Origin of the sequence: Xanthomonas maliensis, assembly GCF_009192945.1 — a bacterium.
In the GTDB taxonomy this organism is placed as follows: Bacteria; Pseudomonadota; Gammaproteobacteria; order Xanthomonadales; family Xanthomonadaceae; genus Xanthomonas; species Xanthomonas maliensis.
This window is the reverse complement of the sequence record NZ_NSET01000056.1, coordinates 1-17,781: the sequence shown is the minus strand read 5'-3', so window position 1 is coordinate 17,781 and position 17,781 is coordinate 1. Positions and strand designations below refer to the sequence as shown.

Genomic DNA, 17,781 nt, shown 5'->3' with positions numbered 1-17,781 from the left:
CTGGACGCAGCCGCAAGGGGCGAATAGGGGCGAATAGGGGCGAATAGGGGTAAACAGCTGGTCGGCATGATCGCCCGGCGATCCAGCGTAGGGTGAGCATCCCCCTCTGCCACTGCGACATTTCCATCAGGTGTGGCCGGTCTTCGGTAGGCCACAACCGTCGCCCCCCTGCCCACGCCCGCACGGCGCGGCGAAGTGGCCGTGCTACTCTCGGCCTCTCTTCGGCAGACGGCCGCCGGCCATGACACCGCGCCCGCTGCGAACGGGATCCCCAACCTCTGCAAGCAGCACGCTCACCGCGCAATTGCTCGATGCGTTGGGACGGGAGGTCGTCGCCGGCACGTATGGCACGCAAAATTTCCCGACCGAAGCGGACATTTCCCTGGCCTACGCGACCAGCCGCAGCGTCACCCGCGAGGCGATCAAGATGCTGACCGCCAAGGGCTTATTGTCAGCACGCCCGCGCAGCGGCATCGTCGTGCGCCCCGAGCAGAGCTGGAGCCTGCTCGACCCGGATGTCTTGCGCTGGATGCTGGAGCGCAAGTTCTCGCATCGCCTGCTGCGCTCGTTCACCGAAATGCGCCAGGGCATCGAACCGATGGCGGCCAAGCTGGCTGCGCAGCAGGGCGACACCGAAGCGATCGGCAAGATCGAGCAGGCCTTGCAGCGCATGATCGCGGCCGGTCGGGGCGAGGACGATCACCTGTCATCGGACGTGGCATTCCATGTCGCGATCCTCGACGCGACCGGCAATCCGTTCTACATGCAGTTCCACGAACTGGTGAACACGGCCCTGACCTTCTCCATCCAGTTCACCAATCGCGTCCGCGGACATACGGCCAGCATTCCCGCACACCGACGCGTCCTCCATGCGATCAAGCGCGGCGATGCGGACACGGCGCAGGCGGCGATGTTCGCCATCATCCACGACGTCCTGCGACTGATCGACCGCGAACAGCAGCGACAAGCGAAGACGACGCGACGCTAGGATCACTGCCAGATCACCATGCAGGCCGACACCGCGGGAGATGGACCACCCACGCGCGCGCCGCGTTGCGCAAGTAGAAGCGGCAGATGCGCACCACGTCTTCATCGGTAACAAGGACCCTCGCTAGATGGCGGAGTTGCGCGTCTGCGCGATGGCAAGCGTCTGATCGCATACCAACACCGCTGGCGCGGCGTTGGCCAGAACACGCAGGCAAACATGCCGCGGCCGGCACCGCTCCATACGCGGATATACAGGCACGCCGTCCTGCAACGTCCGACACGCACTGCAAGTCACGCTGATGCCAGCTTGCTGCGACGCAACGTGCACCCTCTCGATTTGTCATATAAATCTGCACACACGCAAACAGTCCCGCTCGCCACCGTCCTTGGACGTCGCCGATCGTCGGCACGGCGTCATCCTTCATCGCGTACAGATTCACACCGATGTCGGTGTCGATACCAAGGTCGCTCCTCAGAACCGGAGAGAGATCGAATGACACGTCGTGCGTCCGTCAAATCGCGTCATCCCGTGCATCGGCACTCCCTGGCCAGTGCGCTGGGCCTGGCGATGCTGACCCCGGCGCTGGCATGGGGACAAACCCGCCCCGCACCGCGCCCCGAGCAAAGCGCCCAAGGCGAGCAAGAGGCCGCACCGGCGCAGGCGGCCAGTGGCGACGTGACAACGCTGGACAGCGTGATGGTGACCGGCGTGCGCGAAAGCCTGCGGTCGGCGCAGGCGATCAAACAAGACGCCACGCAGATCGTGGATTCGGTGCAGGCACAGGACATCGGCAAGCTGCCGGACGCCAACACGGTAGAGGCGCTGCAGCGCATCACCGGCGTGCAGATCCAGCGCCGCTATGGCGAAGGCGCGACCGACTTCGATCACCGTACGCAACCGGCTGTCACCGTGCGCGGCCTGACCCAGGTGCGCAACTTCCTCGACGGCCGCGATACCTTCTCCGCTTCCGGCGGCCGCACCCTGGATCTGGAAGGCATCCCACCGGAACTGCTGGCGGGCATCGACGTCTACAAGAATCCGCCCGCGAACATCATCGAAGGCGGCGTCGGTGGCGTGGTGAACCTGCGCACGCGGCTGCCGTTCGACGCGCCGGGCCAAGTCATCAGCGCCACCGCAAAGGGCAACTATTACGATCGCGCCGACAAGGCAGGCGGTTCGGCGTCTGGTCTGTACAGCGATCGCTTCACCACCGACATCGGCGAGATCGGCGTGCTGTTCAACGTCGGCTACGGCCGCTCCAGCTACCGCCAGGACGGCATTCTGACTGGACCGTTCGTCGCGGTACCCGATGGTGTCATCGCCGGCGCGCCCAGCAATGCGCAGATCCCGTCGGGCTTCCAGATCTACGACGATGGCGGCGACCGTAAACGCTTCGGCACGGCGGCAGCATTGCAATGGAAGCCCTCCGATACCGTACTGGTGACCGGGCAGTTCCTGCGCAGCTCCTATGACTTCTACCGGCAGGGCAAGTATTTCTACCAGGCCAATCGCCTCGACACGGCCTCCCCGCTGGCCGGCGCCCCCTTCACCTTCGATGCGCGCGGCTACGCGACCTCTGGCGCGCTGGACGACCAGCTGTTCGAATCGGCGCGCTACGACCAGGACCTGACCTCGACCAATACCAACTACAGCCTCAACCTGCGCTGGAATCCCAGCGAGAAAGTGGCGGTCACCTTCGATGCGCAGTATCTGACCTCGTCCTACGATGCCGACCGCAATGGCTTCGTGATCTCGCTATACGACCGCGCTTCGGAAGATCGCACCACCGCGGCCAATCGCTCGATCGTCGACTTCGACCTGCGTGGTGGCAGCCCACGCTTCAACGTGCGCGATCCCGCGCTGCTCACCAACCCCAACAACTACGGGCTCAGCTATATCGCCGATGCGCTGACCCGCAACGATGCCGATCAACTGGCACTGCAATCGGACGTGGAGTACTTCACCGAGGGCGGATTGTTCACCAAGCTCAGCGCCGGCGTGCGCTACGCCGATAGCACCATCGACCTGCGCGGCACCTGGAATGCCGCCTGCCTGGGCGTGACCGGTGCCGATCGCGATTGCTCGACCAGCCTGGTCTACCCCTCGGTCTCGGCGCATCCGGAACTGGTGCGCAACGGTCCATCGCCGGACTTCTTCGACGGCAAGACCCTGACCGGTGGCGTGCTGTACCCGGAATTCGCCGCCGGCAACGGACTGTTCGAGCGCACCGCACGCACCGAAGCCCTGTTCGGCTTCGCGCCGCAGACGGCATTCAAACCCAGCGACCTAAATCACCAGACCGAAAAAACCTGGGCCAGCTACCTCACCGCAGACTACGACACCGAGCTGGCCGGCCTGCGCCTGGATGGCAATCTCGGCGTGCGGTTGGTCAGGACCACCACCGGCTCGGAGGGTGCCGTCTTCCTGAGCGATGGCAGCATCACCCCGCTGTCGGTGGAGCGCACTTACAACGACGTGCTGCCGAGCTTCAACTTGCGCGCGCACTTGAGCGAGACGCTGCAGGCGCGCTTTGCCTATTCGCAACTGATCGCCCGGCCCAACTTCGACCAGATGTCGACCAACGTGACGCTGGGGGCGTCCAACCAGCTGAATCCGATTACCGGTCGACCCAGTGGGTCCTCGGGCAATCCGCTCCTGCGACCGATCACGTCCGACAACTACGATGCGACGCTGGAATGGTATTTCGCCCCTGCCGGTTCGCTCACCGCCGGCGTGTTCTACAAAAAGGTCAACGGCTTCCTGGCAAGCGGCACGGTGGTACGCAACTACAACGGCCAGGACTACGACATCAGCACCTCGCTCAATACCGGCAATGGCACCATCCGTGGTGCCGAATTCGCTTACCAGCAGTTCTACGACTTCCTGCCCGGTTGGCTGAGCGGGCTGGGGTTCCAGTTCAACTACACCTACGTGGACAGCAGCGTCTCCAATCCTTTCGCCACCGCCGGCTCGGATATCCCCACCACGGTGCCGTTGGAGAAGTTGTCCAAACACAGCTACAACGCGGTGGCGCTCTACGAGAAGGGTCGCTTCACCGGACGCCTTGCCTGGAGCTGGCGCGGCGCTTACCTGGACACGACGCAGGGCAGCGGCGCAAATGGCATCCCGCAGTACCAGAAGCCGTATGCCTCGCTGGACGCCTCATTGAACGTCAACCTCAACGACCACGTCGCGCTGTCGTTCGATGCGGTGAACTTGAACAATCGCATGAACGAGATTTACATCGGCACGCCAAGCGCGCCGTTGCGCTACGAGCTCAACGACCGCCGCTACGGCGTCTCGGTGCGAGTCACCTACTGATGCGTCTTGCGCTCCCTACAGGAGATGAAACGGGCCGCCACCGCCGCAGGCGGACCGACCTCGCCCGCGTGATGAGCAGACGCGGGCGCGCCACGATCGTGCGCGCGCCGCTATCGTCACGCCCGCGCTGGCGACGGCCGTGACAGCGGGCGAGCCACTGCGTCATCTCGTTATCGTCGGTGGTGGCACCGCCGGCTGGATGGCAGCGGCGGCCTTGGTACGGGTGATCGGGACGCGGACCACGCGCATCACCCTGGTCGAATCCGAGGCCATCGGCACGGTGGGCGTCGGCGAAGCGACGATTCCGCCGATTGCGCTGTTCAATGCACTGCTCGGCATCGATGAAGACGCTTTCCTGCGCGCCACGCAGGGCAGCTTCAAGCTGGGCATCGAGTTCGTCGACTGGCAACGTCCCGGACATCGCTATTTCCATCCATTCGGCACCTTTGGCATGGACATCGGCACCGTCCCGTTCGACGGGCTGTGGCGGCGCATGCATCGCGCGGGCGCAGCCGCACCGCTGGCGATGTATTCGCTCAACACCGTGGCGGCATCGCGCGGGCGCTTCATGCGGCCGCAGCAAGGCGATACGTCACTGTCGCGAATGGGTTACGCCTTCCACTTCGACGCCGCGCTCTACGCGCAGATGCTGCGCCGCTACGCCGAAAGCCGCGGCGTGATGCGGGTGGAAGGCACGATCCAGCAGGTGCTGCGGCGCGCGCCCGCTGGCGACATCGAGGCAGTCGTGATGGAATCGGGTACGCGCATCGATGCCGACTTCTTCATCGATTGTTCGGGCTTTCGCAACGTGCTGCTCGACGGTGCCCCCGGCACGGAATTCCAGGACTGGTCGCATTGGCTGTTCAACGACCGCGCAGTGACGGTGCCATCGGCTCGCTCGCCCGCATTTACGCCGTTCACCCGTGCAACGGCCCGGGACGCCGGCTGGCAATGGCGGATTCCGTTGCAGCATCGCACCGGCAACGGCTATGTGTATGCGAGCGAGCAACTGTCCGACGATGCGGCCGCCGCGACCTTGCTGGCCAATCTGGATGGCGAGCCGCTGTCCGAGCCGCGCCTGCTGCGTTTCCGTCCTGGCCGGCGCGAACGCTGCTGGTCCGGCAACTGTCTGGCGCTGGGCTTGGCCGCGGGCTTCCTGGAGCCGCTGGAGTCCACCAGCATCCACCTGATCCAGGCCGGCATCGCCCGCTTCCTGGAGATGCTGCCCGACCGCGCCGGCAATCCTGCCGAGATCCGTCGCTACAACCGGCTGATGGCGCAGGAGTTCGACAGCATCCGCGACTTCATCATCCTGCACTTCCATGCGACCGCGCGTGCTGGCCACTACTGGGAGCGCGCACGCGCCATGGCGATCCCAGACAGCCTGGCCGACCGCCTACAGAGCTTTGCGCACTCTGGCCGGGTCTTCCGCGACACCGACGAACTCTTCAGCAAGACCAGCTGGCTGGCCGTCTTGCACGGACAAGGCGTGGACACGCACGGTATCGATCCGCTGGCCCTGGCGATGCCCGCCGCGGAAGCGAGCGCGCGACTGCAACGCATGGCGGCAACCACGGCACAGTTGGTGGACCGCATGCCCTCGCATGAGGATTTCGTGCGTGCACACTGTGCCGCCTCGTGACGATCCATCGACAACGACAGTGCCCCGCCCCGGAGACCGACTGCATGCAGCTGCCATCGAGCAACACCTCTTCCCCGGCAAGGTCGACGCGCCGGCGGTGCTACGCCGCGATCGCCCTGCTGTTGGCACTGCTGCCGCCGCTGATGCTGCAGGCGCAGCCCAACGGCTTCGCGGCCGCTGCCGACGGCAGGCGTAGCTTTACCGTGGACGGCAAGCCCTGGCTGCTGCTGGGCATGCAACTCAACAACAGCAGCGGCACCGGTACGCAACTGCGGCAACTGCAACCGGCGCTCGCCCGCAGCCAATGCAATACGGTGATGGCGCCGGTATCGTGGCAGGAGCTGGAGCCGGTGGCCGGTCGCTACGACTTCGCCAACGTGGACGGGCTGGTGAACGAGGCGCGGCGGCAAGGCCTGCGCCTGGTGCTGCTGTGGTTCGGCACCTGGAAGAACGGCGGCATGGCTTACGTTCCCGACTGGGTGAAGCGCGACACCCTGCGCTATCCGCGCGTCATCGACGCCGATGGCCACCCGGTCGAGGCGCTCTCGCCGCTGGCGGCAGCCAGCCGCGATGCCGACGCGCAGGCGTTTGCCGCATTGATGCGGCATCTGCGCGACATCGATGGCAAGCGCCGCACCGTGCTGATGGTGCAGGTCGAAAACGAAGCCGGCACGCTGGGCGCCGACCGCGATCATTCTGCCGCGGCGCAAGCGCTGTTCGCCGGCCAGGTGCCGGCCGACATGCCCGGCGCTGCGAGTGGCAACTGGACCGCGGCGTTCGGCGCGCGCGCGCCGGAGGCCTTCATGGCCTATCACACCGCACGCTATATGCAGGCGGTCGCGGCGGCTGGCAAGGCAGCCTACGACCTGCCGCTGTACATCAACGTCTGGCCACGCGAACAACCCGGTCTGCTGCGCCCCGGCCTGTCCTCGCCCAGTGGCGGCGCGGTGTCGTGGTTGTTGCCGATGTGGAAGGCGCTGGCGCCGGCGATCGATGTCATCGGCGTGGACAACTACGACACAAACGTCGCGCCTTATCTCGCCATCGCCCAGGCTTACGATCGCAAGGACAATCCGCTGTTCGTACCGGAAACCGGCGGTTCTGCCGCGCACGCACGGCATATGTTCCTGGTGCTGGCGCGGCCCTATGCGGTGGGCATCGGCAAGTTCGGCATCGACGCTGCGTTCGGCCTGGACGCCGACGGTCGCGAGAGCATCGATCCGGTCGCGGTCAATTACCGGTTGCTGCGCGAAGCGGCGCCGTTCCTGCTGCCGTTGCGCGATGCCGGGCGGGTGCAGGCGGCAGTGGAAGAAGATGGCATCGCCAACGTGCCGCTGGCCTTCTCGCAGCTGGATGTGGCGGTGCGCTTTGGCGAGGTGTGCGATGGCTATGGCGGGCCACGCGGCCAGGGCAACCAGGTGCCAAGCGGCCGCGTGCTGGTCGCCGAAGTAGCGCCGGAGCGGTTCCTGATCACTGGCGCCAATGCCAACCTGATGTTCGCCGAACAGCTGGGCACGCGCGGCCCGGTGCAGTTGCTCACGGTCGAGGAAGGCCATTTCGAGGCCGGGCGCTGGGTGCGCGAGCGCACCCTCAACGGCGACGAGACCTATTTCGGCTTGCGCCTGCCAGAGCGCGGCAGCAGTTTGATGGTGACGCTGCTGCAGGCTCACCGTGACTAACATGGCTGGTCGGGGCTGCTCGCTGCAGCTGTGGCGCTGCCTGCGAATGTGTAGCAGCGTGCTTGCGGCTGCGGCGCTGGCGCTGCCCTGCCTGGCCGCGCCGGTCTGCGTGGCCGACGCACCGATCCACATCGCCTTGCGGCCGGAGTTGCAGGCGCCGCAAACCCGCTTCGAAGGTTTCGGGACGGCGCTGGCCTGGTTCGCCAACGTGACCGGCACCTATCCGGAGCCGCTGCGCAATCGCCTGGCCGACCTGCTGTACGGCCGCGATGGCCTGGGCTGGGTGATCGCCCGCTACAACATCGGCGGCGGCAATGCGGCTGACACTCCGCCGTATCTGCGCACCGGCGCGGCCATCCAGGGATTCTGGCGGCAGCCCAGCGGCGCCGTCGGCAAGGACTGGTGGCATGCCGACGATCCGGCGCTGTGGGACTGGTCGGCCGACCAGGGCCAGCGCTGGTGGCTGGATGCGATCCGCGCACGCGTGCCCGCACAATGGCGGATCTTCGAAGCGTTCTCCAACTCGCCGCCGTGGTTCATGACCGTCAGTGGCCGCGTTTCCGGCGCCGAGCACGGACTGGACGACAATCTGCGGCCCGGCCAGGAAAGCGCGTTCGCGGCCTACCTCGCTGAGGTCGTCGACACCTTGCAGCGACGCCACGGCATCGTCTTCCGCACCTTGTCGCCCGTCAACGAGCCCAACACACCCTATTGGTTCGCCGCCAACACGCAGGAGGGCGCGCATTGGAGCGTGCCGGCGCAGCAACGCATCCTGCAGGCCAGCGATCGCGCACTGCGCGCACGCGGTGTGCAGACCCGGGTCGCGGCCATGGACGAAACCAACGCCTTGGGGTTCATCGGCAATTGGTCGGAGTATTCGGACACCACCAGGGCGGTGCTCGGCCAACTCAATGTGCACAGCTACGACAGCACCGGACAGACCGGCGTACGCGACATCGCCACGGCCAGCGGCATCCGTCTGTGGATGTCCGAAGACGATCTGTCGCCATCGACCGTGGCCGAGGATGCCGACGACATGCGCCCGGCGCTGGCACTGGCCGAACACATGGTGCTGGACCTCAAGCGCCTGCAGCCTTCGGCCTGGGTGTTCTGGCAGGCGATCGAAACCTCAGCGGCCGGCAAGCCGGGCGCGGCCCGCCATTGGGGCCTGATCCGGATGGATCTGAGTACCGAGGCAACAGCCGAGCATCCGTTCGTGATCACCCGCAAGTACTGGGCCATGGCCAACTTCAGCCGCTATCTGCGTCCCGGCATGCGGCTACTCCCGGTGAACGATATGGATACGGTGGCGGCGCTGGCGGCCGATGGGCGCACACTGGTGCTGGTGCACGTCAACACCGGACTGGCGGCACGGCGCTTGACGATCGCACCGGACATCCTGGGACCGGGCGCCTGGGCGCTGCAGGTGGTCGTCACCTCGCAAACGCGAGCTGCGGAAACCACCTGCAGCAGCACAGTCAGCGATGGCGTGCAGGCCGCGCTGGCGCCAGCGCGATCGGTGGTGACGATGATCCTGCACAAGCGCTGAGGCGGCTTGCCCAGGCACCCGGCAGCGCGCAACCAAGGCGCTGCCGCGGCGTAGCGCCGATGACGCCAGCACACCGACGCTGTGCTGGTACCGTGCAGCGACAGCGTCATCGCCGCACGGGCGGTCTATCGCAGGCAGCGGATCGTTGTCGTCGCTGCAGCGCGGTCCGACTGGCGCCGAGGCGATTGCACCTACCTGCGGTGCATGCCGGTACGCAAGCCGGGGTCGGTGCCCGCCGCGAACGGCGACCACCAACGCCCCCTGCGGACGGCGTTTTACAGCGCTGCCACTACGGCCTCGCCCATCTGGGCGGTACCGACCTTGGTGGTGCCTTCGGACCAGATGTCGGCCGTGCGCAGGCCCTGGTCCAAGACCTTGCCGACCGCACGTTCGATGGCGTTTGCGGCCTCGGCCTGCGCGAAGGTGTAGCGCAGCATCATCGCCACCGACAGGATGGTGGCCAGTGGATTGGCGATGCCCTTGCCGGCGATGTCAGGCGCCGAGCCGTGACAGGGCTCGTACATGCCCTTGTTGTTGGCATCCAGCGACGCCGACGGCAACATGCCGATCGAGCCGGTCAGCATCGAGGCCTGGTCGGACAGGATGTCGCCGAACATGTTGTCGGTCACGATCACATCGAACTGCTTGGGCGCGCGCACCAGTTGCATGGCGGCGTTGTCCACGTACAGATGCGACAGGGCGATGTCCGGATAATCTTTGGCCACTTCCTCCACGACCGCGCGCCACAGCTGGCTGGACGCCAGCACATTGGCCTTGTCCACCGAGCACAGCTTCTTGCCGCGCAGGCGCGCCATCTCGAAGCCGACCTTGGCGATGCGGCGGATCTCGCCCTCGCTATACGGCAAGGTGTCGTAAGCCTGGCGCTCGCCGTTGTCCAGCGTGCGATTGCCGCGCGGCTGGCCGAAGTAGATGCCGCCAGTGAGTTCGCGCAGGATCAGTAGGTCCAGCCCGGACACCACCTCGGGCTTGAGCGTGGACGCCTCGGCCAGCTGTGGATACAGCAGGGCCGGACGCAGGTTGGCGAACAGACCCAGCTGCGAACGGATCTTCAGCAGGCCGCGCTCCGGACGCAGTGCCGGGTCGATGCTGTCCCATTGCGGCCCACCGACCGCGCCCAGCAACACTGCGTCGGCGGCGCGTGCGCGCTCCAGGGTTTCGTCGGCCAGCGGGCTGCCGTATCTGTCGTAGGCGGCGCCGCCGAGATCGTCGTACGCCAGGGTGACGCCGAGGCCGTGCTGCGCATCGATGCGCGTCAACACCTTGACCGCCTCGGCCATGATCTCCGGGCCGATGCCATCGCCGGGAAGAACCAGAATCTGCTTGCTCATGCAATCCTCGTGGGTCGGCGCCGCAGCGCCATGGGAATCAACGTACCGCCCACAGCACCAGCACGTCGGTGCTGAACGAGCCATCGGCAGCAATCTCGAAATAGTCGCGCACATCGTCCACAGCGGCATCCTGCAGCGCGCGGATCGCTGCGCGTAGCACCGCCGGTGTGCGCATGCGGTCCACCCAGCTCAGGTAGTCCAACTGCAGACGTTGGCAATGATGTCGCTGCACGCACAAGCCGGATTCGCCCAGCATCTGCAGCCACTGGGCCACGCTGTAGTCGCGCACATGGCTGGTATCGCGCAGCAGTTCGATTGCCTGCAGATGCGTGTCCAGCAACGGCAGGCCCGGTGCCACCACGTCGATGAAGGCCGCGATGCCGCCCGGCCGCAACACCCGCCGCACTTCGCGCAGCGCCTGACCGACGTCGCTCCAATGATGCGCCGAATAGCGGCTGACCACTGCATCCATGCTGCCGGTTTCGAACGGCAAGCGCTCGGCCACGCCTTGCAGGGTGCGCAGCTGGGTCAAGCCACGCGCGGCAGCGGTGGCCGCCACGACGTCCAGCATCTCGGCCGAGAGATCGTAGGCCACCACCTCGCTCATCAACGCGGCCAACTGGAAGCTCACATGTCCGGCGCCACAGCCCAGGTCGAGCAGGCGACCGTTGCGATGCGCTTGCAGGCCGGCGCGCAGTTCAGCGAACTCGGCACCTTGCGCATGCACATCGCTCTGCAGGTACGCCTGTGCCTGCGCGCCGAACTGCGCAGCGACGTGCTCGCCCAAGCTCTCGGCGCGCAGTGAAGATCCCGCCGCGCTCACTGCAGGGCGCCGAACAACCAGGGCTGGCGGGCGCGATGCGCCTGCTCGAAGCGGCCGATCGCGTCGGCGTCCTGCAAGGTCAGGCCGATATCGTCCAGACCATTGAGCAGGCAGTGTTTGCGAAAGGCATCGATCTCGAAGGCGTACTCGATGCCATCGGGGCGACGCACACGCTGGGCGGCCAGGTCCACCGACAGCCGATAGCCTTCGATCGCCAGGCACTGTGTGAACAAGGCATCGACCTCGGCGTCGGCCAGCACGATCGGCAGCAAGCCGTTCTTGAAGCTGTTGTTGAAGAAGATGTCGGCGAAGCTGGGCGCGATCACCGCACGGAAGCCGTATTCGTCCAACGCCCACGGCGCATGCTCGCGCGAGGAACCGCAGCCGAAGTTTTCGCGCGCCAGCAACACGCTGGCCCCCTGGTAGCGCGGGAAATTCAGCACGAAATCGCGATTGAGCGGCCGCTGGCTGTTGTCGCGTCCCGGCTCGCCGACGTCCAGATAGCGCCATTCGTCGAACAGATTGGGGCCAAACCCGGTGCGCTTGATCGACTTCAGGAATTGCTTGGGAATGATCTGGTCGGTGTCGACATTGGCGCGATCCAATGGTGCGACCAGGCCGGTGTGGGTCGTGAAGGCTTTCATGGCAGGAACCTGGATAAAGGGACGGGTAGACGCGAGCAGGCTGCGGGTCGGCGCGGCTAGTCCGCCGACAACGCCGGCAACGTGCGCACGTCGACGAAGTGACCGCTCACTGCCGCCGCCGCCGCCATCGCCGGACTGACCAGGTGGGTGCGCCCGCCGGCGCCCTGGCGGCCCTCAAAGTTGCGGTTGGAGGTGGAGGCGCAGTGCTCGCCGCTGCCGAGCTTGTCCGGGTTCATCGCCAGGCACATCGAACATCCCGGTTCGCGCCATTCGAAGCCGGCGTCCAGAAACACCTTGTCCAGGCCTTCGGCCTCGGCCTGCGCCTTGACCAGGCCCGAGCCCGGCACCACCAGCGCCTGCTTGATCGTCGCGGCGACCTTGCGGCCCTTGGCCACGGCCGCAGCGGCGCGCAGGTCCTCGATGCGCGAGTTGGTGCACGAGCCAATGAACACGCGGTCCAGGCGGATGTCGGTGATCGGCTGGTTGGCACGCAAGCCCATGTACTTCAGCGCGCGCTCGATCGAATCGCGTTTGGTCGGGTCCTGTTCCTTGGCCGGATCGGGCACGTGTTGGTCCACCGCTACCACCATTTCGGGCGAGGTTCCCCAGCTGACCTGCGGTTTGATCTCGGCGGCCTGCAGCTCCACGACCTTATCGAATGGTGCATCCGGGTCGGAGACCAGCGTGCGCCACAACGCCACCGCCGCCTCCCACTGCGCGCCCTTGGGCGCGAACGGCCGGCCTTTGACGTAGTCGATGGTCTTTTCGTCCACCGCCACCATGCCGACCCGGGCACCGGCTTCGATGGCCATGTTGCAGATGGTCATGCGGCCTTCCATCGACAACCCGCGGATCGTGCTGCCGGCGAACTCCAGCGCATAGCCGTTGCCGCCGGCGGTGCCGATCCGCCCGATCACCGCCAGCACGATGTCCTTGGCGGTGACGCCCAGCGGCAGTTCGCCCTCGACCCGCACCTGCAGGTTCTTCATCTTCTTGGCGATCAGGCACTGGGTCGCCAGCACGTGCTCGACCTCGGAGGTGCCGATGCCGTGCGCCAGCGCACCAAACGCGCCATGGGTGGACGTGTGCGAATCGCCGCAGACCACCGTCATGCCCGGCAAAGTGGCGCCCTGCTCGGGGCCGACCACATGCACGATGCCCTGCCGCTGGTCGTCCATCTTGAATTCGAGGATGCCGAAGTCGTCGCAGTTCTCGTCCAGCGTCTGTACCTGCAGTCGCGACACTTCGTCGGAGATCGCCTGCAGGCCGCCCTGGCGCTCGGTGCGCGTGGTCGGCACATTGTGGTCGGGGGTGGCGATGTTGGCGTCGATCCGCCACGGCTTGCGGCCGGCCAGGCGCAAGCCCTCGAAGGCCTGCGGCGAGGTCACCTCGTGCAGGATGTGGCGATCGATATAGATCAGCGATGAGCCATTGTCGCGATGCGCAACCTCATGCATGTCCCACAACTTGTCGTACAGCGTCTTGGCAGTCATCACGGCAACCCGGTGCGTTGGCAGGGAGCGGACCATGGCCCGCAAGGCTGTTGTCGATGCTAGGAGCTTGCCCCCGATGAAGCAAATTCATATTGTTTATTCAACAAATGAATTTTGGGAATACATTTGGACCTTGCCAGCCTCACTGCCTTCGTCGCCATTGCCCAGAGCGGCAGCTTCTCGGCCGCCGGAGAAGCACTGCACCTGACCCAACCAGCGGTCAGCAAGCGCATCGCCCTGCTGGAGGGGCAGTTGTCGGCACGGCTATTCGACCGCCTCGGCCGTCAGATCGTGCTGACCGAAGCCGGACAGGCGCTGCTGCCGCGCGCGCGCCGCATCCTGGCCGAGCTGGAAGACACGCGGCGGGCGCTGGAACACCTGGGCGCCGCCGGCAGTGGTCGCCTGAGCCTGGCCACCAGCCATCACGTCGGCCTGCACCGGTTGCCGGCGTTGTTGCGCCGATTCACCACCGAGCATCCGCACGCCACCCTGGACATCCAGTTCCTCGATTCGGAACTGGCCTATGCCGCGGTACTGCGCGGGGAGGTGGAGCTGGCGGTCACCACGTTGGCGCCGGATACCCAGGCGCCGCTGCGCGCGCAACCCATCTGGCAGGACCAACTGCAGTGCGTGGTGGCGCCGGATCATCCGCTGGCAATGCTGGCTGCGCCCACGCTCGAGCACATCGTGGCGCATCCGGCAGTGCTGCCGGATGCGGGCACCTTCACCCACCGCATCGTCGCCAAGCGCTTCGCCGAACGCGGACTGATTCCGCACCTGCGCATGACCACCAACTATCTGGAGACGATCAAGATGCTGGTCTCGGTCGGGCTGGCGTGGAGCGTACTGCCGGCGCGCATGATCGATCCTCCGCTGGTGACGCTGCCGCTGCCGGAACTGCAACTGTCGCGCGCACTCGGCTGCGTCACCCATGGCGGGCGCACGCTGTCGCGCGCCGGCCAGGCCTTTATCGCTCTGCTGCAGGGGCAGGCCGATGCAGCCGAACCCGCGGACCGGTCATCGGCATGATGCGGCGACCAGCGCCGCCTGTGCGTTCGGCGCGCTGATCGCAGCGCACCGATCACGTCACAACGGCCAGCGCACCGACACCGCGTCGCGCACCTTGCCCGACGCGCCACAGGGCGCTTGGCACTCACCTCAACGCGCATAACCCGCTCTAGTGCTGCACCAGGCGATCGCGCCCCTGCCGCTTGGCCGCGTAAAGGCGACGATCGGCCAGCGCCAACAACTCGCTCCAGCTGGCAGCCTCGTGCGCCATCGCCATGCCCATGCTGGCGGTGCAGCGCACCAGGGTCTCCTGCGCCGGCACGCCGATCGTCGCCAGCCGTTGCCGCAAGCCCTCGAACACCACGCGCGCGGCATCGCCGTCCAACCCGATCACCGCCAGCAGGAATTCCTCGCCGCCGTGGCGCGCTGCAAAGTGCTGCGCGTTCTCGCGATCGGACAGCACCTCGCCCACCGCGCACAACACCGCATCGCCGGTCTCGTGACCGTAGGCGTCATTGATGCGCTTGAAGTGATCGATGTCCATCAACGCCAGCGCCACCGATGCGCCGTCGGCCTGCGCACGCTCCAGCCATTGCTGCAGCACGCGCTCGGCTTCGCGCCGATTCGGCAAGCCGGTCAGCACGTCGTGACTGGCGCGATATTCCAGCTGCCGCATCAATGCTTCGCGCTCCTGGCTGGCCTGCTGCAAGGCCAGGTTCTTGTCGCTCAGCTCGCGGGTACGCCGTTCGATCACTGCATTGAGCTGCTGCTGTCGGCGGCGATAGCTGGCGGTGCGCCACAGATACAGCGCGTAGATCAGGCTGGCCAGACCGAGCAGGCCCAGCGCCAGGATCTCGCTGCGGCGCCACCACGGCGATGCCAGCTCCAGCACCAGCCCGGCCTCGCCCAGCAGATCGCCCCGTCGCCAATCCACCGGCAGCGACATCGCCTGTACGCGGAAACGGAAGCGCCCTGGCGGCAAATTGGTATAGACCGCCTCGATGGCCCCGTTGGCATCCACCCAATCCGGGTCGAAGCCTTCCAGCCGATAGCGGTAGCGCACCTTGTCCGGGCCGCGGAAATTGAGCCCGGCATAGCCAATGGCGATGCGGCGGGTGTCTGCGCCCAGCCGGTGCGGGCCGGTCAGCGGCAGTTGCAGACCATCCACCACCAGGCGTTCGAACACGATCGGCACGCGGTGTCCTTCTTGGGTGCCGACACGGCTCGGGTCGACCACGCCCAGGCCAGCAGACGTCGGGAACAGCAGTTGCCCAGACCGGGTCAGCCAACCGGCCGGCGCGCTGCTGCCGTTGCTTTGATTGCCCGGCATGCCGTCGCTGCGATCGACCACCTCCACGCTCAGCTGATCGCGGGTTCCCGCATCCACCTGGTCGAAGTCGCGCCGCGCGATACGGAAGACACCATGGTTGCTCGACAACCACAGATGGCCGCGGCCGTCGTCGATCACCCGAAACACCTTGTCGCGCGGCATGCCCACGCGATGGTCGTAGACCCGGAAGCGCTCGCCTTGCAGCCGCAGCAGCCCGCGGTCGCTGGCGATCCACAGGTCGCCATTGCGATCGCGCAGGAAATCGAAGGCGTTCTGGCCGGGAAAATCCTGCTCGCCCAGCCAGGCGCGCGTACCACCATCGGGCCACAACGCGGTCATACCGCGATCGGTGCCGATCCACAGGATGCCGGTGTCGTCGTGATACAGGACCTGCACCGAACCATCGGGGACGCCGTCGGCAGCGGTGTAGCGGCGCAGTTGGCCATCGCGCCAGCGCGCCAGTCCGGCGGTGGTGCCGATCCACAGATCCTCGCCAACCGGCAGCACGGCGCGGACCGATTGCGAGGGCAAGCCCTCGCCTGCTCCGATCCGCTGCCGGATCTGACCCTGCGCATCCAGCCGCAGCACGCCCTGGCTATAGGTTCCGGCCCAGACACCGCCGTTGCCGGCGTCGGCCAGCGCCAGCACCGACTGCTCGGCTTCGCGGCCATGGTTGGCCGCGGTCAACGGTACCCGTGCGATGCGCGCATCGCGCCAACGGTCCAGGCCCACCGAACTGCCGATCCACACCGTGCCATCGGCGGTCTCCAGCACGCAGCGCACGTAGTCCGAGGCCAGGCCATCGTCCTGGGTGACGCCATGCGCAGCGCCTTCGGCCACGCGGAACAGGCCATGGGTACTGCCCGCCCAGATCAGGCCTTCGGCATCCTCCAGCAAGGCTGGGCTGACGACGCCGGAAAGGGGGATCTGTTCGTCCGCGACGCCGGCGCCACTGTGGACCACCAGCATGCTGGCCGAAGACAGGCTCATCCACAGCTGGCCATTGCGATCCAGCAGCACCGCATCCACCCGCTGACCGGCACGCAGGCGCTGCAGGCCGCCACCGCGCCCCCACCACCACACGCCGTCGTCGCCCGCGACCAACAGGCCGCCTTGGCGGTCGCTGGCCAGCCGGCGCACGGCGGTACTGCCCATGCCATGTGCCTGACCCCAGGCAGCGGCCGTGCCATCGCGCCCCAGGCGGTAAAGACCGCGGTCGGTGCCGATCCACAGATCGCCGGACGGATCGGCCTGCAGCGCGGTGATGCGCGCGCGTGGCAAGCCAGCCTGCTGGCCGATGTCCTGCAGGCGGCCGTCGACGTCCATTCGATACAAGGTCTGCGGCGTGCCGACCCACAGCGCGCCATCGGCGCGCCGCAGCAAGGCACTGACGGCCAGGTGCCGCGCGGCAGCGTCCCCCAACTGGCGCCAATGCCCGTCCTGATAGTGATACACCCCGTCGAAGGCAGTGCCGAACAACATGCCGCCAGCGCTGTCGCGCGTCACCACGAACACCCCGCCCAGCTCCGCACCGGGCGTGTTCTGGCGGTCGAAGACGGTGAAGTCGCGTCCATTGAAGCGCGCGGCGCCTTCCCAGGTGCCCAGCCAGATCAGGCCGTCCTCGCCTTGCGCCACCGCATGCACCAGGTTGTGCGGCAGGCCGTCGTCCATGCTCCAGCGGGTGACGGTGTGATGGACGCTGTGCGACAGCGGCTGCGCCGCCCCCGGCCAGGCGATCCACAGCAGACATCCGAACAGCAGCCACGCACCTGCCATCCGCAGCAGACGCCTGCCGCGGACGCCGCTGATCTGCGTGCCCTCCCCCCCGATCTCCACTCGCCCTGCGCCCCCCTCCGGACTGCTGGCGGCCGCCATTGCGTTGCCGTCAGACGCAGCAAAATTTATCACCGCGCCCTTCGCGCCCGCGCTAGGTGGATTCCCCACACCCACCGGGC

The 17,781-nt window shown here is 66.8% G+C and carries 11 protein-coding genes; 6 read left to right on the top strand and 5 right to left on the bottom strand.

Annotated features, from left to right (window positions below):
* Window positions 1-130 precede the first annotated feature (130 nt).
* The 5 genes from CKY51_RS17530 to CKY51_RS17510 all read left to right on the top strand — a co-directional run bounded on the left by CKY51_RS17530 (window position 131) and on the right by CKY51_RS17510 (window position 9,179).
* Window positions 131-988 carry a FadR/GntR family transcriptional regulator gene (locus CKY51_RS17530; protein WP_244952550.1) on the top strand — a complete coding sequence of 286 codons (858 nt, stop codon included), beginning with the start codon at window positions 131-133 and terminating at the stop codon, window positions 986-988.
* Window positions 989-1,516: 528 nt separating this feature from the next.
* Complete coding sequence (locus tag CKY51_RS17525; protein ID WP_022972149.1) at window positions 1,517-4,309, top strand: TonB-dependent receptor; 2,793 nt, start codon at window positions 1,517-1,519, stop codon at window positions 4,307-4,309.
* A gap of 139 nt (window positions 4,310-4,448) precedes the next feature.
* Complete coding sequence (locus tag CKY51_RS17520; RefSeq protein ID WP_022972150.1) at window positions 4,449-5,951, top strand: tryptophan halogenase family protein; 1,503 nt, start codon at window positions 4,449-4,451, stop codon at window positions 5,949-5,951.
* A 44-nt stretch (window positions 5,952-5,995) separates the two neighbouring features.
* Window positions 5,996-7,630, top strand: coding sequence for a DUF5597 domain-containing protein (locus CKY51_RS17515; RefSeq protein ID WP_022972151.1), 1,635 nt, complete (start codon window positions 5,996-5,998; stop codon window positions 7,628-7,630).
* A gap of 58 nt (window positions 7,631-7,688) precedes the next feature.
* A complete protein-coding gene (locus tag CKY51_RS17510) occupies window positions 7,689-9,179 on the top strand; it encodes a glycoside hydrolase (RefSeq protein ID WP_238319479.1) in 1,491 nt (496 codons plus the stop codon).
* A gap of 275 nt (window positions 9,180-9,454) precedes the next feature.
* On the opposite strand, the gene leuB is transcribed toward CKY51_RS17510, so the two are convergent.
* The 4 genes from leuB to leuC are packed head-to-tail and all read right to left on the bottom strand — an operon-like array spanning window position 9,455 to window position 13,488.
* On the bottom strand, window positions 9,455-10,528 hold the full coding sequence (gene leuB, locus CKY51_RS17505) for a 3-isopropylmalate dehydrogenase (RefSeq protein WP_022972153.1): 1,074 nt from the start codon (window positions 10,526-10,528) through the stop codon (window positions 9,455-9,457).
* Window positions 10,529-10,565: 37 nt separating this feature from the next.
* The gene (locus CKY51_RS17500) at window positions 10,566-11,315 is read right to left on the bottom strand and encodes a class I SAM-dependent methyltransferase (RefSeq protein ID WP_022972154.1); all 750 of its coding nucleotides are present in this window, start codon (window positions 11,313-11,315) and stop codon (window positions 10,566-10,568) included.
* Between the two features lie 32 nt (window positions 11,316-11,347).
* A complete protein-coding gene (leuD, locus tag CKY51_RS17495) occupies window positions 11,348-11,995 on the bottom strand; it encodes a 3-isopropylmalate dehydratase small subunit (RefSeq protein ID WP_022972155.1) in 648 nt (215 codons plus the stop codon).
* Window positions 11,996-12,051: 56 nt separating this feature from the next.
* Window positions 12,052-13,488, bottom strand: a complete 1,437-nt coding sequence (gene leuC / locus CKY51_RS17490; protein WP_022972156.1) for a 3-isopropylmalate dehydratase large subunit — start codon at window positions 13,486-13,488, stop codon at window positions 12,052-12,054.
* A 126-nt stretch (window positions 13,489-13,614) separates the two neighbouring features.
* Between leuC and CKY51_RS17485 the strand changes: the two genes are divergently transcribed.
* The gene (locus tag CKY51_RS17485; RefSeq protein ID WP_022972157.1) at window positions 13,615-14,517 is read left to right on the top strand and encodes a LysR family transcriptional regulator; all 903 of its coding nucleotides are present in this window, start codon (window positions 13,615-13,617) and stop codon (window positions 14,515-14,517) included.
* 148 nt (window positions 14,518-14,665) lie between these two features.
* Here CKY51_RS17485 and CKY51_RS17480 read toward each other — a convergent pair whose 3' ends face one another.
* On the bottom strand, window positions 14,666-17,656 hold the full coding sequence (locus tag CKY51_RS17480; RefSeq protein WP_425479866.1) for a two-component regulator propeller domain-containing protein: 2,991 nt from the start codon (window positions 17,654-17,656) through the stop codon (window positions 14,666-14,668).
* Window positions 17,657-17,781: the final 125 nt, after the last annotated feature.

Excerpts from the sequence above, each read along its gene's own strand:
- leuB (WP_022972153.1), bottom strand. The coding sequence starts at position 10,528 with ATGAGCAAGCAGATTCTGGTTCTTCCCGGCGATGGCATCGGCCCGGAG.
- CKY51_RS17515 (WP_022972151.1), top strand. The coding sequence starts at position 5,996 with ATGCAGCTGCCATCGAGCAACACCTCTTCCCCGGCAAGGTCGACGCGC.
- leuD (WP_022972155.1), bottom strand. The coding sequence starts at position 11,995 with ATGAAAGCCTTCACGACCCACACCGGCCTGGTCGCACCATTGGATCGC.
- leuC (WP_022972156.1), bottom strand. The coding sequence starts at position 13,488 with ATGACTGCCAAGACGCTGTACGACAAGTTGTGGGACATGCATGAGGTT.